We start from the raw sequence: 19,657 nt of genomic DNA on the forward strand, positions 1-19,657 counted from the left end.
GGACTGGGCTGGTGGAGGCAATGTGTAAGAAAGGCCGACGCCGCTTGACGTTTGCCGCGGCGGGCTTCAGGTGCCGCGGTGATAGCCCAGGTGGCCGCCTGAATTGCGCGCGCAGCCACAACCGATGCGCGCCACTTCGTCGCCCTCCGTCAGTTTCCAGTTAGTAATCGTGGTGTGCTGCCAGTCGATGTCGCTTTTCTTGACAGGTTTGACCGTCAGGGTGCGCTGCTGCGCATCCGCGTACTCCATCAGCTCTTCGTCGTCGGCGATGTCGAAATGGCGGTGGATCAGGGAAATGCCGAAGCGGTCGAGCGCGCCATAGCGTTGCAGCACGTCGCGCAATTCGCGAAAGCAGGCCACGTCCTCGGGCAGCAGCGGATTGACGGCGGCAATATCGGCAACGGGTTGCCATTGCATGGCGTGGATGTTCAGGCTGTGCATGATTTTCTCCTGTGCCCCTTGTACAGGTCCAGGCTGCCGTAGGGGCGCTGGCACGCCTGGCGAAAGAGTCATCGTGGCCGCAACGCCGATGCGGCGCTTGCGCCACATCAAAGGTGCGCAAAGGTGCGGCACATTGCGCCTCGGCCGGTAAAATGGGCCATGGCAAACAAAACTCCTACTTTCCCCGGCGCGCGCACGGGCCGCGGCCAGGTCCTGGCCGTGCTGCTGTCGAACCGCGACCAGTCCGGCGCCGAACCGCTGCAAGGCCGCGTCTCGCTGGCCGCCATCGTCAAGGCGCTGAAACGCAAATACCACTGGCCCATCGAGACGCACAGCTTTCCCGCCAACACGCAGGACGGCCGCGCCAGCTGGGCAACCGTGTACAGCTTGCCGGAAAAGGTGATTCAAGCCGCGCTGGAGGCCGGCGGCCGGGAGTGGCTGGAGAGCCGGGGAGGGGGCGGGCGGCGCTGAATTGCCGCCTGGCCCTATTCCAGCCGGAAGCCGACCTTGAGCGTGACCTGGAAGTGCGCCACCTTGCCATCGACGATATGCCCGCGCGAGTCAGTCACTTCATACCAGTCCATGTGCTTGACCGTCAGCGCCGCCTTGGCAATGGCATCGCGGATCGCCTGATCGCTGCTCTCCGTCGACGTGCCGACCAGTTCGATCAGCTTGTAAGTGTGTGCGGACATGATGTTCTCCAGGTAGGCAAGCCAGACAGAGTTTGCTTTTTGCAAGCATGTGCCCATAGTGCGCCTAAACGTGCTGGCAGTCATGGCGCAGTGCATCAATGCGCTGGGAGACGCGTTTCGGAAAGAAAAAAAGGCTACCGGCCGAAGCGGGTAACCCTTTGATTTCCTACTGAATTCTGGTGCCGACTGCCGGTTTCGAACTGGCCACCTGATGATTACAAATCGCTGGGATTTTGGTTTTCCATGGTTTCCTTTTGAGGTCGAAAAGTGCCACTCTCATAGGGGGGGATTGCCGATTTTTGTCATATTGGCAGCGACTGGACTTGCCGATACTTTCCCTTAGTTTGATAGAATCTGCCTACACAGTGCCTACATGGCGCCTACACAGGGGAGAACAGATAAGTGGCGAAGGTGAATTTCACGGCCGACCGGGTGGCCGTATTTCAATGCGAGGCCGGCAAGCAGCAGAGCATTATGTGGGACGCGAAAACGCCAGGCTTGGGACTTCGCGTTACCGCCGCCGGCGCGCGTTCTTACATCTTTGAAACTCGCCTTGAGGGCAAAACCATCCGCATCACCATCGGCGATGTCCGGACATGGACGGTAGGCAAGGCCCAGGCGGAGGCCACGCGCCATAAGGCGCAGACCGACCAGGGCATTGACCCGCGCCAGGTGCGCGCCGAACAGGTTGCAGCGCAGGTGGCAGTAAAGGTCGAAACAGCGGCCGCTGCGTTGCGGGACTCCGTCACCCTTGGCGCTGTATGGCCTGTTTATGTTGCGGAGCGTACACCACACTGGGGCGAGCATCAGATTTCTGCGCATCGAAAAATCATTCAGGCCGGCGGGGAAGGGCGCAAGCGCAGCCCCAAGCCGACTAAGCCGGGGCCGCTTTCCGTTCTCGCCGCCGAGCGCCTTGTCGACTTGACCGATGCGCGTATTGAGGCTTGGGCGAAAGTCGAAGCTCAGACGCGGCCGTCCAGCGCGCGCCTGGCCATGCGTCTGTTGAAAGCCTTCTTGAACTGGTGCACGGCCCACCCGCACTATTCCGGCATCGTTACCAGAAACGCGGCCAAAAGTGCCAAGGCGCGCGAAATACTAGGCAAACCGAAGGTGAAGCACGACCTGTTGCAGCGCGAGCAGCTCAAGGCATGGTTCGGTGAGGTTCGCAAGATAGGCAATCCGGTCATCGCGGCCTACCTGCAAACCCTGCTAATGATTGGGGCTCGCCGCGAAGAGGTGGCTGGGCTGCGCTGGGCCGACGTCGATTTTCAGTGGGGCAGCATGAAGCTGGGAGACAAGGTAGAGGATTTTCGTATGGTGCCGCTGACGCCCTATGTTGCGCACCTGCTGGCCGCCCTGCCGCGCCGCAATGAGTGGGTATTCAGCAGCCCCAGCGCCGAGTCGGGCAAGCTGGCCGAGCCTCGCATTGCCCATAACGAGGCGGTGGCCGCCGCCGGCTTGCCGCACCTGACCTTGCACGGCCTGCGCCGCAGCTTCGCAACATTGAGCGAGTGGACCGAGACGCCGGCAGGCATCGCCGCGCAGATTCAAGGCCATGCGCCCCAGGGCGTCCGCGAACAGAACTATATCCGCCGCCCACTGGACCTGCTGCGGAAATGGCACGTTAAAATAGAAGAGTGGATGTTGGAGCAAGCGGAAATCCAGTTCCAACCAGCGCCAGCAGGATTGCGAGTAGTATCGACTGCCTGACCGTATCGGGCACGATTTACGCTGCAGCCTACCTTTAGCGGGGGAAAAGTCGGCTCCTTCACCGACCTGGTTGCAGCACCTATTTTATGAAGGCGGACACCTGAAGGGGTGCACATGCCAAAATTTGAAGCGAAAGACTATATCCGCGTCGACGGCCCTGGTCAGCAAACTATCACCAGCCTCGCTTACTGGCTTACACCCGATGGCATAAATCCGATTAGCGCCGAACTGATTCAAAAAGCCATCGACGAAGATGATGATGCAGAGTTTGCAGAGGCTTTTGATGGTGCGTCCAAAGTTGATGCCCGTGCGTTCCTCGAAAAGTGGGAACTGAGCTACATGCCCTACTGGTCCGGGGAAGAGGTTGCGCGTGTTATTGCGATGTCTGGCAGCACCAGAAACGCAGCCACAGCATTGAGGGCAATTACCCTTGCCCAGCAAGCTGGCGAGTTAGCGCAGGCATTCACGCCGCGCCAAGGCGTGTTGTGGGCGATGGCGCGCGGTTATATGCTGGATGGTGACATCTGCCAGCTTGTTGGTGTGCAGCCAGGCCAATATGGGCATCCACATAACTCTCTAAGCGAATCAGTGCAAGTTATTGAACCATCGACGGTTCAGTCTGATACCCAAGTAATCCCTCCACCTGAGCTGGTCCTCGGGGCGAAAGTCCATAGGACAAAAACGCGCATACGCCTACTTGATTCGGAGATTACGCGTGCTTGTGAAAACGTAGGCAACAATGACTATCATGCTGTGTGGACTGCATTGACAGAGATGGCCTTGGCGGCTACGCCACCCTTTACCGGCGAAGTGGATGCCCCGGAAGGAATCGCTTATAACAAGGAGGGGAAAGTAGCTTATTTCTCCAAGGATGCATTGCGTCAGCGGATCAAAAAGTTGGTCGATAGCGGTCACTAATGGTCTGTATCGTTCGATAGCGGTCAATAGCGGTTCGTTCTATCGGAGAAAATCAATAAGCCGGAAATGATGCACTCATACCGTGAAAACGGGCTCACAGGAGTGCATCAGATGCTAACAGTTTCCCTTCCTCCGGCGCTGGCCGCCGTCGCTCAAGGCCGCGACCACATCACCACCGCCGAGTTTGCGCACGCCATGTGCCGCGCCACCCAGACTGTCCTGAAAAATCACTGTCTCACCGGCGAGTGCTACGGCGTGCGCCCCATCAAGCGCGGAAAAATGTTGATGTGGCCATTGGCCGGCGTTGCCCGCGCGCTGAGCTCGGAGGCATGATGGACCGCTCGCCACCGGGCGACCGCCCAAAGAAAAAGTCCGGCCGCCGCCAAGCAGAACCGGACCTCTTTGAAACAGCAGTACCTGCTGCGCACTCTACCACACCTGTTCGCTTCGCTGGCACAGACAACCCGCGCTATCTGCGCGCGCTGCATGCACTCCTGCTGCGCCCGGTACCGCGCGAGCATCTCGACCGTGTTGCCGGCTGCAGCAATGGCCCGGCCCTGATTGCTGCGCTGCGCGACTTGGGTTTAGGCATGTTCGGCCTGCCATGCACAATGATTCCCGACCACGACCGGGATGGCCAGCCCATCCGGCGCGGCGTCTATCACCTGGCCGAGACTGGCCGCCGCGCTATTCATGCGTGGATGCGCTCGCGCGACAAGCTGGCGGGTGACTGATGCTGAAGACTGTTTGCACGCGTCTGTTGCTGGCGCTGCTCTCCTGCCCACCACCGGCACCTGTTGCCGCGATGGCTACGCTACTGGTCTGCGTTGCAGCGCGGGGATGCGCATGACACACGCGCATTTCTTGCGGATGAAAGGTTTGAAGGGCAAGGCCATCATCGTGACAGCGGCTAAGCACAACCTGCGCGAGATATTGACAGAACTGGACGGCAACCAGGGCGCTGCCATCGACCCGAGCCGCACGCCGCTGAATTGCATCCTGCGCGGCACGGCAACCGCCGCCGGCGTGGCCAGCGAGGCGCGCGCGCTCATGGCCGCCGCTGGTATCGCCACGCTGCGCAAAGATGCATTGCGCGGTCTCGAAATCATTTTCAGCCTGCCAGCCGGCACCGCCGTCGACCAGCGCGGATTCTTTGATGATGCCCTGGCATGGACCGAGCAGTGGTTTTCCGTGCCCATCCTCAGTGCCATCGTCCATAACGACGAAGCGGCACCGCACTGCCATGTAGTCCTGCTGCCGCTGGTCGACGGCCGGATGCGCGGCAGCGAGCTGATGGGCAACCGCATGAAAATCATGGCGATGCAGGGCGACTTTCAGGCGAAGGTAGGGCAGCGCTACGGACTAGTGCGCCAGGCAGCGCCAGCACGCCCCAGCGCCGCGCGCCGACAGCAGGCAATAGACGCAGCACTTTCTGTGCTTGAAGCGAATAGCGGACTGCAGGGCGGGTTGCTGCGCGTGTTACTGGAACCGCACAAGGCCAACCCGGAACCGCTCTTGCTGGCGCTGGGCATCGCCATGCCAGCGGTGCAGCCGAAGACAAAGCGCGCCGACACCTTCGTCGGCATCATGACGCGGCCATGTAAGCCTGAGCGGAAGCCTATAGGGGTTGCACGTTCAAAGCCTATAGGGTTCGCGTCGGACGGCATGCCGAAAAGCGACCAACCCCTATCCTGTGTAGGGGTTGCCGAAGTCGCGGCTCTCAAATCCACCGATTTCCAGCACCAAGTTGCAAGCGGTAGCACCGGCACCCAGCAGGCAATCGAGCCGACCAGCGCCAGGCCAGTCCCGCACATGCCGGGCAGCGCGCCAGCGGCATCGAGCGCCAGCAGGCCGCCCGCTTCAAGCAGAGATGCGCTGAAATCTGAGCGCATCTCCTGCGCCGACCAGCGCCACCCGCCCACTGGCGAACAAAAGCCGCTGGGCGCCCTGGCCGCGTCCAACGCGCTGGCCGATATCGACGCCGCGTCGACACCCGATTATTTCCAGACCGCCAGTTTGGCGCAGCACCAGGCCGAAGCAGAAGCGGGAAATTTTTCCGGCATCCCATCGGCGCCGAGCATTGAGCCCGCCGAAGTGGTGTTCTCGGTGCCCGAGTGTGACCTGGTGCCCAAAGGCCCGCCCCGCGCGGCACCTGTTCGACGCGCCAGCACCAGCCCGGCCGCCCACGACGTGCCCGGCAACTACACCCGCCAGCGTGAGGCCGACCAGCCCGTCGAGCATTGGGACAGCGAGCGCGGCGAGTTCATGCCGGCTACCGGCCCGCCCAGCGCGCGCACCCTGCGTACAGCCCTGGAATCCATCACACCATATCGCCCGGCCACCGGGCAGAAAGTCGAAGCATGAGCATAAAGACCATTGAACCCGACGCCAATACGCCTGACGGCATGCTGCTGGCCGCCGCTGAGGCGCTGTACGGCTGCCCGGATGACCTGACACCGGAGGCGCAGCAGTTCGCCCGCAATCTGATTGATGGCGTATTGGCAGCGGCCGGCGCCCAGCGTTTCCCGCAGGTCGACATCTTGGCAACGCTGCTGGCCAGGTGCGAAATCACCGCGCGAACTGCACACATGGCACGCCGCGCATGCGATGCAGCAGGTGCCGTTGCAATGCGTCGGCTATGCGAACGCATCGGCTTGGCATTCGGATAAACGAATCTCGCCCGCCGACCAGGTGCCGGCCGGGCGCGCAGTAGCAGCAAAAAGGCAAATCACCCCTCAACGAAAGGCAACATCATGAAACTGAAATTGAACAAGGACGGCTCGGCCGTCGTCAGAGATGGCAAACCCGTGTACGTGCACGCCAACGGCCGCGAAGAAGCATTCGACGCCCCTGCTGCATGGAAGCTGGCGCTGGGCAAGCACTTCGAGACCTCACCGACAATGGCCGGCCTGAAAATCCCGCACGACCTGGCGGCCGCCGCGTTCTCGGATGCATTCCGCATCGAGGGTGGCAAGCTGGTGGCGGTCGACCAGCACGGCATGGCGCTGTACTCACCTACGCGCCACGGTGAGGTGGCAAACTTCGATGAGGCGTTCGGCAAGCTGGTGGATGGCTACCCAAACAAGGCCATGATTCAGCGCGAAGGCGGCGCACCGGCCGCGCCAGGTGCTGGCGGTGCGGTTCAAGCTGGCCAGCCCGGTACCAGCGGCACGGTCAGCCGCCAGCAGTTCGACGCCATGAACCCGCAAGAGCGCATGAACCACATCAAAGCCGGCGGTACCGTCGCAGACGGCGCCAGCAAGCCAGCGCCGGCCGCGTCCAGCCAAGGCGCCAAAGTAGTGACGCGCGCCCAGTTCGACCAGATGCCGCACACCGACCGGGCGGCATACTGCAAATCGGGCGGAACCATCGAAGGCTGACGAAATCCGGCCTGCTGAGCGGCTGGCGCTGCTTGGCTATGTCGGAACATCAGGCGAGGGCCGTTCGTGCCACCACGGCCCGATTCCGGCCCTTGCCGCCGATGCTGACGATATGAATAACGACCACGAACGGACGTGCGTGGCTTGCACTGGCACCTAGCACACAGGCGACGCCTTGCTTGACCTGCCTTGACGGATTTAGAAAGATGACAGCCCTCCCAACCGCCGTAATCATGCACATTGTCATAGAGCTGGCATGCTTCGACACGCCCGCCCAGGTGGCCACCACCGTCAAGGAGAAATTCGGCCTGGCCTTGTCGCGCCAGCGCATCGAGGCGTACCACCCTGAGCGGCGGGCCGGCGCTAAGCTGAGCCCCAAGTGGCGGGCCATGTTCTACGACACCAGAGCGCGGCTGCTGGCCCAGCTGGACGATATCCCTATCGCCTGCCAGGCATACCGCCTGCGCGTATTGGAGCGTGTAGCTGCACAGGCCGAAAGCATGGGTAACCTGCTGCTGGCCGCGCGCATCATCGAGCAGGCGGCCAGGGAAATGGCGGCCCCGTCGGCCGCGCCTCGCGCAGAATGTAGCTAACCTTTGGGGCAAGCTAGCGTGTTATCCGTGCTTGGGGTCTTGAGTGGCTTGTCTGAGTAGCTAAGCTTTGTGGGGCAACTGGCCAAAGCGCAGGAAGTGATGATGACAATGATGATGTGAGTGAGTTTTTGCATTTCTAAGTCCTTGTTTCCGTCTGGATGGTGGACTGCTTATATTTACCCCATTTATATCTGATCCCAACTTTTTGCATCCATTTGGATGGTTCGCAACTAGTGCCTTGTTTATTAAGGAAATTCCTTAAGAAAATAAATTTATTGGTGCGCAGTTGTGCGCCAATAAGTACGCGACCGGTGTAGCCTTGGCTGGCGCTGGAATTATCCGGCGACGGAGGTCATCATGGCAAAGAGTGGCGGTAGCGGCGGCGCCGGCAAGGGCGGCTCCAGTTCTGGCGGTGGTAAAGGCGGCAGCGGTGGAGGCAGAGGGCCGGGCCCAGGTAACGCCGGCGGCTGGCCAAGCACGACCGGGCAGGTATCGGGCGGCAACAGGTCGAACGCGCCGCCGGCAGGCAAGTAGAGTGCTGCTGTTGCCGTGCCGAGCGATAGACGCCGGAAAATTTTCCGGCGTCTACCTTGCCAGCGTCCTGGCTCACGCGTCACGCACCCGTGCTGCACGCGTCAAAGCCACCTGATGCCGAAGTGCGATAAACCACACTTTGCCCGTGCGGCCTCAAATACGGGAATTTCCCGCATTTACAATCCCATATCGTCGCGCGTCGACGTCCTGAGCTTTCAGGGGATTGCCTGCCAGCGCCAGCACTGGCCCAAAGATTTAGGCCACGTGATTTGGGCCACGTTCAATGCGGAAAATCCCGGTATGCGACCTGCAACGGCACCTGTAACGCCTGTAACGCGTTGCAGATGCGTTAAAGGAACCCTTTGGGTAACGTTTCGCAAACCCTTTCGATACCCGTCAAAGCCCCTTGCAAGCCCCTTCGGTGGACCTGCTTTCCCGGACGATAGGCGCACACCTGCACACTAAATTGGCATGCACATATGAGTAAATCATCCGATTTTCAAAGGAGTGTGGTGTAGCATTTGAATGTTTTTGTTATAAAGGCACACATCTAATAGTGTTCAAGATTTGTTGCTCTTATATCTACAAGTGCTATGCTGCTTTTTTAACTATTCTTCACGACCATGAGAACAAAGCTTAGATTTCTCGTATTGCTATGCCTACAGTTAATGGCATTATCAACAAGAGCTGAGAGCCTGACCGGTAATGAACTGCTGGAGCAACTCCGGCGTAATGATATCTCTGCCCTTCAGTATGTTGCTGGTATAACTGATGCAGCATCGATTACCAAACATTTTTTTGATGTCAACCCGGGCGGCCTACAGACGCAGATAGCGGAAAGTGGCTCGACAGGGCTATCGCAGTTATGGGGATGTGCACCAGTTAAAGCGACTTACGGGCAAATAGCGGACGTGACTGTTAAGTATCTCGAGAACAGGCCGCGTATTCGTCACTTGAGTGCTGCTCTAATCGTCGCATTCGCAATGAAAGACGCATGGCCATGCCCCGTTACCCCAAAATAAAGACGCATCTCAAGCTTACGAGGATTCTCGACTATCGCGGTCAGTTGCAAGCGTTGCGTGTGCGTTCAAAAAGTCCTTTGGGACGGCTTTGCTAACTCCTCCTATATCCTACGAAGTGCCTTGCAAGGCCCTTCGGTGGGCCTGGCATGCCGGGCGAGTTGCGCACGGTGAGCAAAGGGGTTTGTGGAAACCCAGCCGGTTTCTATCCGGATGCGACGGGCATGCGACCTGGTCATGACTGATAGGCAACGAGCGTTAAACGGTCGTTCAACAGGCGTTGAGTATCCGCTGAAATCATCAGTCCGATAGAATGCTAGGATGTCAAAACCTCCCAAATTCCCCGGTCCGCTGACTGCGCGCGGCGCCGTCCTTACCGTGTTGCTGTCCCATGCCAACCAGACCGGCGCCGTGGCGCTACTGGGCCGCACATCGCTCAACGTCACCGGCAAGACGTCGATGCGGAAATGCCACTGGCCCAGTCACAGCTAAGAGCAATCATGGATATTTTAACGGTCGATGCCCAATCACAAGGATTGCCAGGTGCGGATGCCTGGTCCTATTCACACATGCGTTATCAGCATGAAAGCATGCGTCGATACGGAGCGGCTGAGATTTATCGAGAGTCTTATTTAGCTTTTGTTGATTCCTTGACCCTTCGTAGGCGCCATCAATTGGTGCGTGAGTATGGTGCGCTTCAGGAGTATTGGCCTCAGGCTATGGGGCGGCGATTACCCAACATACCTGCTGTTCTTCAGAGAGCAAAGCTAATTCATCTTGAAAATTTTAAAATCGCAGCCGGCTTTGAGCTCTTCATCAATGCAGCGTTAATCGAGAATGGATACCTTGCGCACAAGATTCGTAAGAATGAGCCGCTCGGTGAGGAACAGAGGATGAGGCCTATCTCGGTTGCTGAATTTGCGGCGCTGCGCCCCGCGCGGTTCGATGGCACACAAAACTATTTGCCGGGCCTAGACCACGCTTCAATCAATTTTAACGGACTGCTCTTAGTCACATATTGCAACGCGACTGGCATATCGGTTTCTGAGCGAAACGTGATTGAAGAATATCGGCAAAGCAGAAATCGCATCCACCTTCCAGCGGATTTCTGTGGGGCGGGGCTGAAAGCTCAAGACCTTGGCCCGAAAATAGAGTTCCTAGTGAGCTTTGTTAACAATCAACTCGTTACGCGATTCACCAATTTGAATGCACAGCTAGATGCGAAGTTGCCTGAAATAAAGCTGCTGTCCATGCCTTAACGCGGCCAGCGCGCTGGCCTATCCTAAAAAAGCACCGAATAAAGACGGTGCCAGGCTTAGTCGCCTGACTTGACAAAGGCGGACAACCGCCAATGGCGGTATTTTTTCGTCTGTCCCCTGTCGTGCTTTCAATGAGCGGCGGTGGCAGGGAGGCTTCGGGCTGCCCGTTGCCCTGTATATTGGTCTGTCAAGCTTGCCATTTTCCGCTCACCTGCGTGCACAATCAGCCGCGGTTATTCAGCCAGATGCGCCCTTCGGCGCCACAGTTTCGCTCTAGTCCGACTATCGTCTCCTCTGCTGTAAACCGTTTCGCTCTATAGCCATCGACAGCAACCTGGACATACGCTCGGCAGTTCACCGGCAGCCCTGTACCCTCGCCATACACCGGCTTGTCGTTGTCGTCGCCCCTACACCCCACCAATAGTACGGCCAGCGCAAATACGCCGGCTACGTTCCAAATTCCCGTGCCCATGCTTTGCATGATGCCCTCCTAAAGTTGCTGATGCAGGTAAAGAATTTATTTTAATGCAACTTGGGCTTGTCGCTGGTAAACTACGCCGGACGAAAACGCCTTGACGGTTCCTTCCAGCTGGCCTATCCTAAAAACGTCCCCGATAAAGAGGGGGAACGGGTTTAGCAGCCCGAACTGACAAGGCGGACATCCGCCATCCGGCGGCTTTTTTTCGTCCGTACCACTGTACCCTTTCAATGAGCGGCGGTGGTGGGAGGCTTCGGCCTGCCGGTTTCCTTTGTCACCGGTCTGCTAACCCGCCATTCGCCGCTCACCCCGTTTAGCAGCGTGGTGTTCGGTTTTGTAACCGACTTTGGAGGCAGTACCATGCCAGGCACCACCACACCCCAACACATCCCAGCAGCAGCCCTGTCCGTCGACCAGCTTTATCAAACCGCGTTCTCCAACGGCCGCACGCCGCGCAGCAATGAATACAAGGCCGGTGCCCGCATGGCGCTTGAGCACCGCATCGAGCGCAAGGACTTCGACATGCCATACCAGGTGGGCACGGCCGCCGCTGATGCTTTCTTTGCCGGCATCGAGGAAGGCAAAAACATATGGCGCGCTGCTGCAGCAAAGATTGGCGGTGCAGCATGAGCTCCGCCCTCAGTACGCGGACCAGCGCGAGCAGCCGAGTGCTATACAGCGCCGCTATCCGCCAGCATGCCTCCGACATCAGCGCGCACGCGGCCCGGCTGGAAATTCTGCTGCTGGAAGTCTTCGACAAGCTGGACGACATCAAACCCAAGGACGAGGCCACGCGTGGCTCAGTCGACGCGGTGGAGTGTTTCACCACCTGCGCTCTGCGCAACGGCGTGTTGATGCGTGAGGCGGCCGAGCAGATAGCCGCCCTGGTAGCGGAAGGCGGTGACGCATGAAAACGCCATCGAAAGAAGAGGCCGCCGCCCTTGCGCTGGTGCCGCTCTCACTGACCGCCGACGAAAGCACGTTGCTGCAGCGCTACCGCGCCACGGCACCGCACTGGCGCGCTGACATCGTTGACTTCGCCAATACCGTGGCAAAGATGTTCCCGCTGGAAAAGCCTAGCACTGCGCCGGCCGCCATCCAGTTGGTCAGCACCGATAACCAACGGGGGCCGAAATGAACGCCCCGCGCGCGCCGCGCGATAGTGGGACCGACGAGCCCCTGTACGATGTCCTGAGCGAAACCGGCGAAGTGCTGGCGCTGGACCTCACATGTGATGCAGCGCATGCATTCGTCTGCAAAGAGCAAGCCAAACAGGATTGCCCCGCCTACCGTGAGCTATCAATTCGCTCGGTGCGCATTCGCCACCAGAGCGAGCAGCAAGCAGTCAGCCGGTACCAGCTCCCCGAGCCGCCCGAAGTCGGGCCGCCGCCGGCGCTGGTATATGGCGGTGGAACCCTTGGCCTTGAGGATGCCAGCAAGGTGACGATTCAAGCGAGCTCACCTGCTGGCCTGGTCAGCATGAAGCTTGAGCAGGCGCTGCGCTACATTGACCACTTCGCCGAACCTGGCCGCACTCGCATTCTGCTGGTGCTGCCTTACCACTTCGACATGCCCGGCGGTCGCGTATGAGTACCTTGGCGGAACTGGCACGCATACGTGCCGAGTATGGACTGGCGCCGGTGGACGGCGTCCTGTGGCTGGGTGTCGGCATGTTGCCGCCCAAACGCAACGCCATCGAAATCGACCCGGCCAACCTGCCCACCGCGCTGGAGTGCCGCGCGGTGGCCGGCCTGGACGTAGTGCTGATATTCCCCGGAAAGTTGACAAGGTACGGCGCGCTGCGCACGCTGTCCGACCGGCTGTATCAGGCCAGGCCACGCCGGCTGCTGTTGGTCGATGGTGACCACAAACGCACGGCCTTTCTCAAACTGGCGGAATCATGATCATGGACAAACACACAGATGGCCAGATGGCCGGCTTCACGCTGGGCAGGGAGGATGATGCTGCGCGCGCCGCCCGCATCGAGCTGGAGCGCCAGGGAGAAACAGCACGCCAGTTTGACCGGAGCATGCAGCACGGTGAGCGTGTGGTGAAAATCCGCTGTGGTGCCGACATCAAGCCGCTGCCCATCACTTGGCTGTGGCCTGGCTGGGTGCCGGCTGGGAAGCTGACCATTTTGGCCGGCGCCGCCGGTACCGGCAAGACTACCCTTGCGCTGGCGCTGGCCGGCGTCATCACGACGGGCGGCCGGTGGCCAGATGGTAGCGAATGCAAGGGTGGCGGCAATGTCCTGATATGGTCAAGCGAGGACGTGGCCGACGATACACTGGTGCCGCGCCTGATTGCTTCCGGCGCCGACCTGGCGCGCTGCCACTTCATTGAGGGTATCGCCCAGGATGGCGAAAGCGTGCCTTTCGACCCGTCGCAGGATATACCAGACCTGCGCCGCGCGGTCGATGCCATTGGCGGCGTGAGTCTGCTGCTGATAGACCCGATTGTGTCGGCTGTTGCCGGCGACATGCACCGGGCCAACGACGTGCGCCGCAGCCTGCAGGCGGTGGTGGACTTCGCGGACGCTCACGGCTGCGCGGTCATCGGCATCACCCACTTTGCCAAGGGCGGCGCCGGCAAGGCGCCACAGGACCGGGTTATCGGCTCGCAGGCATTCGGCGCCCTGGCGCGTATGGTGCTGGTGACTGCGAAGGAAGAGGGCAGCAATCGGCGCGTTATGGCCAGGGCGAAATCGAACATTGCGCCGGATGATGGCGGTGTCGCCTACTCGCTGGAGCTGGCTACCATCGCCGGCGGCATTGAGGCGACCCATGCGGTATGGGCCGGCGCCATCGAGGGCACGGCTCGGGAAATCTTAGGGGACGTTGAGCACGACGAAAGCAGCGAGGACGATGGTGCCCGGCAAGACTTGGAGCGCATGCTGGTTGATACGCTGCGCGAGGCTGGCGGCAAGATGACTGCGAAAGCACTGCAGGCTGAGGTGCGCGACGCTGGACACTCATGGGACGCGGCCAAGCGACTCAAGAAATCACTCGGCGTTGAGGCCAAGAAACTCAGTATGGGCGGCGCCTGGGTATGGTGCCTTCCGGAAACTACAGCGTGAAGGGAGCGCGAAGGGAGCGAAGGGAGCGCAGAAAAAACAGTGCTCCCTTCGCTCCCTTCGCGCTCCCTTCGGACCGGCTTGATGCCGCTGCAGTTGACCTGGCGACCAGTAGACATTGGCGGCAGGTCGGAGTCGCTGACGGCCATTTGAAAATGTCTTATCTCGCCTTACATGCAACCAGCATAGTGCGTTCTGAAGTTTTTACAGCTGATGCGCCAAACGAGCCGTTGCTTGCTGCAGCGCTCGCAATCGACATGGCTTCACTTGACTTATCGAGTACATCGTAACCAGCGCTGCCACAAATATCACCTGCTGCGGCCAGGCATTTATCCCATCCCCGTGCAGTGCCGCTGCAGTTCAACGCATACGCTTTTCTTCCATCTGGTCCATAACTCTCCTTCACTGTTGCGCAGCCGGCCAAGGTCAGAAGACAGAGCACGGCGAGGCCAGAACTGAAAGAATTGCGAGAAAGTTTCATACATTACCTTTAGTTGTTATATGTGAAATTCTATCGCAGAGTGGGGAAAAACATACTGTTAGAAAACGAACGATTTCTAACATCTACAAACATCAACATAAATCTATGTTGGAAATATAGGGCTTGCTATTTCTAACAGGTAGATATATTCTAACAGTGTTTTCTAACAGTCTTAACCGGAGCAATACCATGGCAACCTTCGCATACGGCCGCGTCAGCACCAAAGAGCAAACCGCAGACAATCAGAAGATGGAAATCGAAGCGGCCGGCCACCAGGTCGATTACTGGTATGCGGACACTATTAGCGGCAAGACCAGCGCCAGCGAACGTCCGGAGTTCGCTGCGCTGTTGGCACAGATTCGCAACGGCGAAACGCTGGTGGTGGCGAAGCTCGACCGCCTGGGCCGCGATGCGCAGGACGTCGGCACCACGGTCAAGTTGCTGGCGGCCCGCAAGATTGCCGTCATCGTCCTGCAGCTGGGCAAGCTGGACCTGACCTCGCCGGCTGGCAAGATGATGATGACCATGCTGGCGGCCGTGGCCGAGATGGAGCGCGATTTGCTGGTGGAGCGTACACAAGCCGGCCTGGCCCGCGCCAAGAGCGAAGGCAAGACGCTGGGCCGTCCGTCGAAGACCACGGCCGACCAGCGCGCCGACATCATCGCAAAATACGCCGCTGGCGAGAGCATCAGCGCGTTGGCCCGGATATATGAGGTATCGCGGGCCAACATCTTGGGAGTGGTGAAGCCATAGATGCTTGTCACGGAAAAAAGCCCAGCTAACTAGCCGGGCTTTCATTTTTAAAACGTAGGTAAGTTGCCCAGGTTGTCCCGCTTCGTGCTATTGCGGTCTGTAGTCAGATATTCGCCGTCTGTCACGTGCACATGAGCACCATTCTGCCACGTACCTTTGCTATCCATTATGATGGTCTGGAAGGTCGCCTTATTCAAGCGAATGAGGTCGGCGACGAACGCACGGGCCACAGTTCGCGCTGGCCCTATTTTGGTGCCCAAGTCTTGATGTACCCTCACCCAATCAATATGCTGTTTCGTAGCATCATAACTGACTGCGGAAATGCAAAAGTCTGTCATTTTATTTGTCCCTAGAAATGGCAAAAGTGCCAAGACAAAGTTAACGGCATGTTATTTGAAATTCAACCCCTCTAATGAAATATTTATTTGAGGTTGAAAAACCTACACAGTGCCTACATGGCTCATGTAGGCAAGCTAAAAAACAAAAAAGGGTTACAAGCCGAAGCATGTAACCCTTTGATTTTCCTACTAAATTCTGGTGCCGACTGCCGGTTTCGAACTGGCCACCTGATGATTACAAATCAACTGCTCTACCAAATGAGCTAAGTCGGCAAAAACTGCGCGTTGCGAATTATACGCTATTTAATGCGCGTCAGGGTCGGGCGGCCGCCTTTTTTTGGCGGTTCGTCGTCGCCTGGCGTGGCGGCGTCGCGTTGTTCGGGGGAACCGGTGGGTACGGACGACAGGGTCGGGGCGCTGGCGGCCGGGGCGGGCGCGGGCGCGGGCGCTGGCACGTCGGCGGAGGCGGGGCTGTCCGTCGGTTGCGCGTCCGGGTCATCGTTGCCCAGCACGGGCTCGAAAGCCATGCCCTGGCCGTTTTCGTTGGCGTAGATGGCCATCACATTGTCGACCGGCACGTAGATTTCGCGCGAGACGCCGCCAAAGCGGGCGTGGAAGCGGATGGCGTCGTTGTCCATCTTCAGGCCGCTGGTGGCGCCGAAGCTGATGTTGAGCACGATTTCGCCCTTTTTCACGTATTCCATCGGTACCGTGGTGCGCGAATCGACTTTGACCGCGAGGTAAGGCGTGTAGCCGCTGTCGGTGCACCACTCGTAGATGGCGCGCAGCATATAAGGTTTGGTTGAGATTTCAGACATGGTAGGCACGGTGAGGCGGGAGCGCCCCCGTCAGCATGAGGCGGGCGCACCGGTAGTTCAAAAGACGGGGGCAGCGCAAAAAACAACTTTAACACATGGCCCAAGATGCCCCGGAAAGCGTAGCGAGCAAGCCCGCTATCGGCTTGAGTAACGCACGTACTTGCGTACGGCGAGTCACGCCAGGTCGAGAGCGGGCTGCGCAGCAGCTTTCCGGGGATATCTTCTAGCGGCGCATGACTTTCTCGGATGGCGTCAGCGCTTCGATGTAGGCCGGACGCGAGAAGATGCGTTCGGCGTATTTCATCAGCGGTGCAGCCGTCTTCGACAGTTCGATGCCGTAGTGGTCCAGGCGCCACAGCAGCGGCGCGACAGCCACGTCGAGCATCGAGAATTCGTCGCCCAGCATGTACTTGTTTTTCAGGAACAGCGGTGCCAGGGTCGTCAGGCGGTCGCGGATTTCCGCGCGTGCCTTGTCGTGGGCCTTGTCGTTGCTCTTGGCGCGTTCGCTTTCCAGCACGTGCACGTGCACGAACAGTTCTTTCTCGAAGTTGAACAGCATCAGGCGCGCGCGGGCACGCATCAGCGGATCGGCCGGCATCAGCTGCGGATGCGGGAAGCGCTCATCGATGTACTCGTTGATGATGTTCGATTCATACAGGATCAGTTCGCGCTCGACCAGGATCGGCACCTGGCCGTACGGGTTCATGGTCGAAATGTCTTCCGGTTTGTTGAACAGGTCGACGTCGCGCACTTCGAAGTCCATGCCTTTTTCAAACAGGACCAGGCGGCAGCGTTGCGAAAATGGGCAGGTTGTACCCGAATAGAGAACCATCATTTTTTATAGTTCCTTAGAAACAAAGGGGGTGAAGCCGCGAACGGCTCACCCCAGGTCGCTTGTCCACTCTTGCGGACAACGCAGAAACAGGCACCAGCCGGCCTTCGGCCGGCGCCTCACTTATTTGACTTCTTTCCAGAACGACGCATTCAGGCGCCATGCCAGCAGAGCAAATACCGACAGGAACAGCAGTACCCAAACGCCCAGGCGCTTGCGTGTCTGCTGTGCCGGTTCGGCCATCCACTCCATGTAGCCGACCAGGTCGGCTACCGCAGTGTCATACTCGATCTTGTTCAACGTGCCTGGCTTGACTTGCTCGAAGCCGACAAATTTGTGGATTTTCTTGCCCGCGTCGTGCGGGTCAGTCTCTTCCACGAACTTGGCGGTCTGGATGCCTTGCAATTCCCATAACACATGCGGCATGGCAACATTCGGCACGACCATGTTGTTCCAGCCGGTCGGACGCGTGTCGTCTTTATAGAACGTACGCAGGTAAGTATACAGGTAGTCGCCGCCTGTGCCAGCGGAAGATGATTTCGCGCGCGAAATTACCGACAAATCCGGCGGCACGACGCCAAAGAAGGCCTTGGCGTCCTGCGGTGCCAGCGCTGTTGTCATCAGGTCGCCCACTTTATCACTGGTGAACAACAAATTCTGCTTGATCTGGTCTTCCGTCAAACCCAGGTCGCGCAGGCGGTTGTAGCGCATCGACACGGCAGAGTGGCAATTCAGGCAATAGTTGACGAACAATTTGGCGCCGTGCTGCAGCGCTGCCATGTTGGTCTGGCGGTCAGGCGCCTTGTCCAGCGGAAAGCCGCCTTCGCTGGCGAGAGCCATGGCGGGCACGAGGGCCAGGATGGCGAGCAGTTTTTTTGCAATCTTCATATGATGTATGTCCTTTGAGCGTGGCGTGGGATCGGCTTAGTGCGGGTGAAACGTCACACGCGACGGCACGGTCTTGAACTTGCCCATTGCACTCCACCATGGCATCAGCAGGAAAAAGCTGAAGTAAATCAGGGTGCACACTTGCGACACGATGGTCTTCGCATCCGTCGGCGCCTGGGTGCCGAGGTAGCCCAGCACCAGGAACGACAGGCCGAAGATGGCATAGATGTATTTATGCCAGGTCGGACGGTAGCGGATCGATTTCACGGGCGAATGGTCTAACCATGGCAGGAAGGCCAGGATCACCACGGAACCGCCAAAGAACACGACGCCCCAGAATTTCGCGTCCAGCACCTGCGGCAGCATGCCGACGATGGCGAGCAGGGCGATGACGGCGATGATGGACTTGACCGTCGTCGACAGGCGCGACTTGAGCCAGATGAACACCACGTAGGCGGCCACGGCAGCCATTAGCACGTACATGAAGTCGGCCGTGGTGGCGCGCAGCACCGAGTAGAACGGCGTGAAGTACCAGGTCGGCGCGATGTGCAGCGGGGTCTTCAGCGAGTCGCCCGGGAGGAAGTTGTTGTATTCCAGGAAGTAACCGCCCATTTCCGGCGCAAAGAAGACGACGGCGCTGAAAATGACGAGGAAGATCGACACGCCGAACAGGTCGTGCACCGTGTAATACGGGTGCGACGGGATGGAATCGACGGGGTGGCCGTCGGCGCCCAGGTTTTCCTTCACTTCGATGCCGTCCGGATTGCTCGAACCCACTTCATGCAGGGCGATCAAGTGGGCGGCTACCAGGCCCAGCAACACCAGCGGGATGGCGATCACGTGGAAGGCGAAGAAGCGGTTCAGGGTTGCGTCGGAGACGACATAGTCGCCGCGGATCCACAGCGAGAGGTCGGGGCCGATGAAAGGGATGGCGCCAAACAGGTTGACGATCACTTGGGCGCCCCAGTACGACATCTGGCCCCATGGCAGCAGGTAGCCGAAGAACGCTTCGGCCATCAGGCACAGGAAGATGGCGAAACCGAACAGCCAGATCAGCTCGCGTGGCTTGCGGTACGAGCCGTACAGCAGGCCGCGCGTCATGTGCAGGTAGACGATGATGAAGAAGGCCGAGGCGCCCGTCGAGTGCATGTAGCGCACCAGCCAGCCCCACGGTACTTCGCGCATGATGTACTCGACGGAATTGAAGGCCAGGGCCGCATCCGGTTTGTAGTGCATGGTCAGGAAGATGCCGGTGACGATCTGCAGCACCAGCACCAGCATGGCCAGCGAGCCGAAGATGTACCAGAAGTTGAAGTTTTTCGGGGCGTAGTACTTGCCCCACTGGTCATTCCACAGCTTGGTCAGGGGAAAGCGGTCATCCACCCAGCCCAGGGCTTTTTCGGCGACAGGTGCATCGGCAGGAAATTTCGTTTCTTTGAAAGCAGCCATG

Annotated in this window: 25 protein-coding genes and 1 tRNA gene; 18 read left to right on the forward strand and 8 right to left on the reverse strand. The window is 59.2% G+C overall.

The annotated features are described in order from the left end of the window. Nucleotides 1-66: 66 nt before the first annotated feature. Complete coding sequence (locus tag ACZ92H_RS11850; protein ID WP_131374541.1) at nt 67-441, reverse strand: hypothetical protein; 375 nt, start codon at nt 439-441, stop codon at nt 67-69. Between the two features lie 159 nt (nt 442-600). Here ACZ92H_RS11850 and ACZ92H_RS11855 point away from each other — a divergent pair, with 159 nt between their 5' ends. After that, on the forward strand, nt 601-912 hold the full coding sequence (locus ACZ92H_RS11855) for a hypothetical protein (RefSeq protein WP_131374539.1): 312 nt from the start codon (nt 601-603) through the stop codon (nt 910-912). Between the two features lie 14 nt (nt 913-926). Here ACZ92H_RS11855 and ACZ92H_RS11860 read toward each other — a convergent pair whose 3' ends face one another. Next, nucleotides 927-1,133, reverse strand: coding sequence for a dodecin (locus tag ACZ92H_RS11860; protein WP_071325761.1), 207 nt, complete (start codon nt 1,131-1,133; stop codon nt 927-929). Nucleotides 1,134-1,535: 402 nt separating this feature from the next. On the opposite strand from ACZ92H_RS11860, the gene ACZ92H_RS11865 reads away from it, so the two are divergent. From ACZ92H_RS11865 to ACZ92H_RS11940, 16 genes are all read left to right on the forward strand, one after another. Continuing rightward, nucleotides 1,536-2,843, forward strand: coding sequence for a tyrosine-type recombinase/integrase (locus ACZ92H_RS11865; RefSeq protein ID WP_465049477.1), 1,308 nt, complete (start codon nt 1,536-1,538; stop codon nt 2,841-2,843). Nucleotides 2,844-2,957: 114 nt separating this feature from the next. Beyond that, nucleotides 2,958-3,761 (forward strand): hypothetical protein, encoded by an 804-nt coding sequence (locus ACZ92H_RS11870; protein ID WP_465049478.1) that lies wholly within the window; start codon nt 2,958-2,960, stop codon nt 3,759-3,761. Nucleotides 3,762-3,872: 111 nt separating this feature from the next. After that, nucleotides 3,873-4,094, forward strand: a complete 222-nt coding sequence (locus ACZ92H_RS11875; protein WP_465049480.1) for a hypothetical protein — start codon at nt 3,873-3,875, stop codon at nt 4,092-4,094. After that, a complete protein-coding gene (locus tag ACZ92H_RS11880; RefSeq protein WP_465049481.1) occupies nt 4,091-4,495 on the forward strand; it encodes a hypothetical protein in 405 nt (134 codons plus the stop codon). The genes ACZ92H_RS11875 and ACZ92H_RS11880 overlap by 4 nt, the downstream gene beginning before the upstream one ends. Before the next feature lie 112 nt (nt 4,496-4,607). Continuing rightward, the gene (locus ACZ92H_RS11885) at nt 4,608-6,125 is read left to right on the forward strand and encodes a plasmid recombination protein (protein ID WP_465049482.1); all 1,518 of its coding nucleotides are present in this window, start codon (nt 4,608-4,610) and stop codon (nt 6,123-6,125) included. After that, complete coding sequence (locus ACZ92H_RS11890; RefSeq protein ID WP_465049484.1) at nt 6,122-6,430, forward strand: hypothetical protein; 309 nt, start codon at nt 6,122-6,124, stop codon at nt 6,428-6,430. The genes ACZ92H_RS11885 and ACZ92H_RS11890 overlap by 4 nt, the downstream gene beginning before the upstream one ends. 84 nt (nt 6,431-6,514) lie before the next feature. Beyond that, nucleotides 6,515-7,141 (forward strand): DUF6651 domain-containing protein, encoded by a 627-nt coding sequence (locus ACZ92H_RS11895; RefSeq protein WP_465049485.1) that lies wholly within the window; start codon nt 6,515-6,517, stop codon nt 7,139-7,141. Between the two features lie 206 nt (nt 7,142-7,347). Next, nucleotides 7,348-7,734 (forward strand): DUF2280 domain-containing protein, encoded by a 387-nt coding sequence (locus ACZ92H_RS11900; RefSeq protein WP_465049486.1) that lies wholly within the window; start codon nt 7,348-7,350, stop codon nt 7,732-7,734. 1,202 nt (nt 7,735-8,936) lie between these two features. Then, a complete protein-coding gene (locus ACZ92H_RS11905; protein ID WP_465049487.1) occupies nt 8,937-9,290 on the forward strand; it encodes a Rap1a/Tai family immunity protein in 354 nt (117 codons plus the stop codon). 497 nt (nt 9,291-9,787) lie between these two features. Next, on the forward strand, nt 9,788-10,546 hold the full coding sequence (locus ACZ92H_RS11910) for a hypothetical protein (protein ID WP_465049488.1): 759 nt from the start codon (nt 9,788-9,790) through the stop codon (nt 10,544-10,546). 838 nt (nt 10,547-11,384) lie between these two features. Beyond that, complete coding sequence (locus ACZ92H_RS11915; protein ID WP_465049489.1) at nt 11,385-11,654, forward strand: hypothetical protein; 270 nt, start codon at nt 11,385-11,387, stop codon at nt 11,652-11,654. Beyond that, on the forward strand, nt 11,651-11,935 hold the full coding sequence (locus ACZ92H_RS11920; RefSeq protein WP_465049490.1) for a hypothetical protein: 285 nt from the start codon (nt 11,651-11,653) through the stop codon (nt 11,933-11,935). The genes ACZ92H_RS11915 and ACZ92H_RS11920 overlap by 4 nt, the downstream gene beginning before the upstream one ends. Next, entirely contained in the window at nt 11,932-12,162 is a 231-nt protein-coding gene (locus ACZ92H_RS11925) for a hypothetical protein (protein ID WP_465049491.1), read from the forward strand. The genes ACZ92H_RS11920 and ACZ92H_RS11925 overlap by 4 nt, the downstream gene beginning before the upstream one ends. Next, nucleotides 12,159-12,614 carry a hypothetical protein gene (locus ACZ92H_RS11930; protein ID WP_465049493.1) on the forward strand — a complete coding sequence of 152 codons (456 nt, stop codon included), beginning with the start codon at nt 12,159-12,161 and terminating at the stop codon, nt 12,612-12,614. Before ACZ92H_RS11925 ends, ACZ92H_RS11930 begins: the two co-directional genes overlap by 4 nt. Before the next feature lie 5 nt (nt 12,615-12,619). Then, nucleotides 12,620-12,928: a hypothetical protein gene (locus ACZ92H_RS11935; RefSeq protein ID WP_131372125.1), complete on the forward strand. Its 309-nt coding sequence runs from the start codon at nt 12,620-12,622 to the stop codon at nt 12,926-12,928. After that, the gene (locus ACZ92H_RS11940) at nt 12,925-14,100 is read left to right on the forward strand and encodes an AAA family ATPase (protein ID WP_465049494.1); all 1,176 of its coding nucleotides are present in this window, start codon (nt 12,925-12,927) and stop codon (nt 14,098-14,100) included. The genes ACZ92H_RS11935 and ACZ92H_RS11940 overlap by 4 nt, the downstream gene beginning before the upstream one ends. Nucleotides 14,101-14,257: 157 nt before the next feature. On the opposite strand, the gene ACZ92H_RS11945 is transcribed toward ACZ92H_RS11940, so the two are convergent. Next, nucleotides 14,258-14,578, reverse strand: a complete 321-nt coding sequence (locus tag ACZ92H_RS11945; RefSeq protein WP_465049495.1) for a hypothetical protein — start codon at nt 14,576-14,578, stop codon at nt 14,258-14,260. Between the two features lie 189 nt (nt 14,579-14,767). On the opposite strand from ACZ92H_RS11945, the gene ACZ92H_RS11950 reads away from it, so the two are divergent. Continuing rightward, nucleotides 14,768-15,331 (forward strand): recombinase family protein, encoded by a 564-nt coding sequence (locus ACZ92H_RS11950; RefSeq protein WP_465049496.1) that lies wholly within the window; start codon nt 14,768-14,770, stop codon nt 15,329-15,331. Between the two features lie 535 nt (nt 15,332-15,866). Here the strand turns inward: ACZ92H_RS11950 and ACZ92H_RS11955 are convergent. The 5 genes from ACZ92H_RS11955 to ACZ92H_RS11975 all read right to left on the reverse strand — a co-directional run bounded on the left by ACZ92H_RS11955 (nt 15,867) and on the right by ACZ92H_RS11975 (nt 19,656). Beyond that, nucleotides 15,867-15,942 (reverse strand) — tRNA-Thr (locus tag ACZ92H_RS11955). Nucleotides 15,943-15,968: 26 nt separating this feature from the next. Continuing rightward, nucleotides 15,969-16,487: a ClpXP protease specificity-enhancing factor gene (locus tag ACZ92H_RS11960; RefSeq protein ID WP_465049497.1), complete on the reverse strand. Its 519-nt coding sequence runs from the start codon at nt 16,485-16,487 to the stop codon at nt 15,969-15,971. Between the two features lie 223 nt (nt 16,488-16,710). Beyond that, entirely contained in the window at nt 16,711-17,322 is a 612-nt protein-coding gene (locus ACZ92H_RS11965; RefSeq protein ID WP_010394154.1) for a glutathione S-transferase N-terminal domain-containing protein, read from the reverse strand. A 120-nt stretch (nt 17,323-17,442) separates the two neighbouring features. Beyond that, nucleotides 17,443-18,207, reverse strand: coding sequence for a cytochrome c1 (locus tag ACZ92H_RS11970; RefSeq protein WP_131374535.1), 765 nt, complete (start codon nt 18,205-18,207; stop codon nt 17,443-17,445). Between the two features lie 36 nt (nt 18,208-18,243). Beyond that, entirely contained in the window at nt 18,244-19,656 is a 1,413-nt protein-coding gene (locus ACZ92H_RS11975; RefSeq protein WP_131374533.1) for a cytochrome b, read from the reverse strand. Nucleotide 19,657: the final 1 nt, after the last annotated feature.

It is taken from the genome of Janthinobacterium foliorum, from assembly GCF_978021625.1.

Bases quoted from the DNA above. Each gene is read 5' to 3' on its own strand.
- ACZ92H_RS11885 (WP_465049482.1), top strand. From the start codon at position 4,608: ATGACACACGCGCATTTCTTGCGGATGAAAGGTTTGAAGGGCAAGGCC.
- ACZ92H_RS11855 (WP_131374539.1), top strand. From the start codon at position 601: ATGGCAAACAAAACTCCTACTTTCCCCGGCGCGCGCACGGGCCGCGGC.
- ACZ92H_RS11890 (WP_465049484.1), top strand. From the start codon at position 6,122: ATGAGCATAAAGACCATTGAACCCGACGCCAATACGCCTGACGGCATG.
- ACZ92H_RS11925 (WP_465049491.1), top strand. From the start codon at position 11,932: ATGAAAACGCCATCGAAAGAAGAGGCCGCCGCCCTTGCGCTGGTGCCG.
- ACZ92H_RS11870 (WP_465049478.1), top strand. From the start codon at position 2,958: ATGCCAAAATTTGAAGCGAAAGACTATATCCGCGTCGACGGCCCTGGT.
- ACZ92H_RS11875 (WP_465049480.1), top strand. From the start codon at position 3,873: ATGCTAACAGTTTCCCTTCCTCCGGCGCTGGCCGCCGTCGCTCAAGGC.
- ACZ92H_RS11940 (WP_465049494.1), top strand. From the start codon at position 12,925: ATGATCATGGACAAACACACAGATGGCCAGATGGCCGGCTTCACGCTG.
- ACZ92H_RS11920 (WP_465049490.1), top strand. From the start codon at position 11,651: ATGAGCTCCGCCCTCAGTACGCGGACCAGCGCGAGCAGCCGAGTGCTA.
- ACZ92H_RS11950 (WP_465049496.1), top strand. From the start codon at position 14,768: ATGGCAACCTTCGCATACGGCCGCGTCAGCACCAAAGAGCAAACCGCA.
- ACZ92H_RS11900 (WP_465049486.1), top strand. From the start codon at position 7,348: ATGACAGCCCTCCCAACCGCCGTAATCATGCACATTGTCATAGAGCTG.
- ACZ92H_RS11975 (WP_131374533.1), bottom strand. From the start codon at position 19,656: ATGGCTGCTTTCAAAGAAACGAAATTTCCTGCCGATGCACCTGTCGCC.
- ACZ92H_RS11930 (WP_465049493.1), top strand. From the start codon at position 12,159: ATGAACGCCCCGCGCGCGCCGCGCGATAGTGGGACCGACGAGCCCCTG.
- ACZ92H_RS11910 (WP_465049488.1), top strand. From the start codon at position 9,788: ATGGATATTTTAACGGTCGATGCCCAATCACAAGGATTGCCAGGTGCG.
- ACZ92H_RS11850 (WP_131374541.1), bottom strand. From the start codon at position 441: ATGCACAGCCTGAACATCCACGCCATGCAATGGCAACCCGTTGCCGAT.
- ACZ92H_RS11970 (WP_131374535.1), bottom strand. From the start codon at position 18,207: ATGAAGATTGCAAAAAAACTGCTCGCCATCCTGGCCCTCGTGCCCGCC.
- ACZ92H_RS11960 (WP_465049497.1), bottom strand. From the start codon at position 16,487: ATGTCTGAAATCTCAACCAAACCTTATATGCTGCGCGCCATCTACGAG.
- ACZ92H_RS11860 (WP_071325761.1), bottom strand. From the start codon at position 1,133: ATGTCCGCACACACTTACAAGCTGATCGAACTGGTCGGCACGTCGACG.
- ACZ92H_RS11895 (WP_465049485.1), top strand. From the start codon at position 6,515: ATGAAACTGAAATTGAACAAGGACGGCTCGGCCGTCGTCAGAGATGGC.
- ACZ92H_RS11905 (WP_465049487.1), top strand. From the start codon at position 8,937: ATGGCATTATCAACAAGAGCTGAGAGCCTGACCGGTAATGAACTGCTG.
- ACZ92H_RS11915 (WP_465049489.1), top strand. From the start codon at position 11,385: ATGCCAGGCACCACCACACCCCAACACATCCCAGCAGCAGCCCTGTCC.
- ACZ92H_RS11880 (WP_465049481.1), top strand. From the start codon at position 4,091: ATGATGGACCGCTCGCCACCGGGCGACCGCCCAAAGAAAAAGTCCGGC.
- ACZ92H_RS11965 (WP_010394154.1), bottom strand. From the start codon at position 17,322: ATGATGGTTCTCTATTCGGGTACAACCTGCCCATTTTCGCAACGCTGC.
- ACZ92H_RS11945 (WP_465049495.1), bottom strand. From the start codon at position 14,578: ATGAAACTTTCTCGCAATTCTTTCAGTTCTGGCCTCGCCGTGCTCTGT.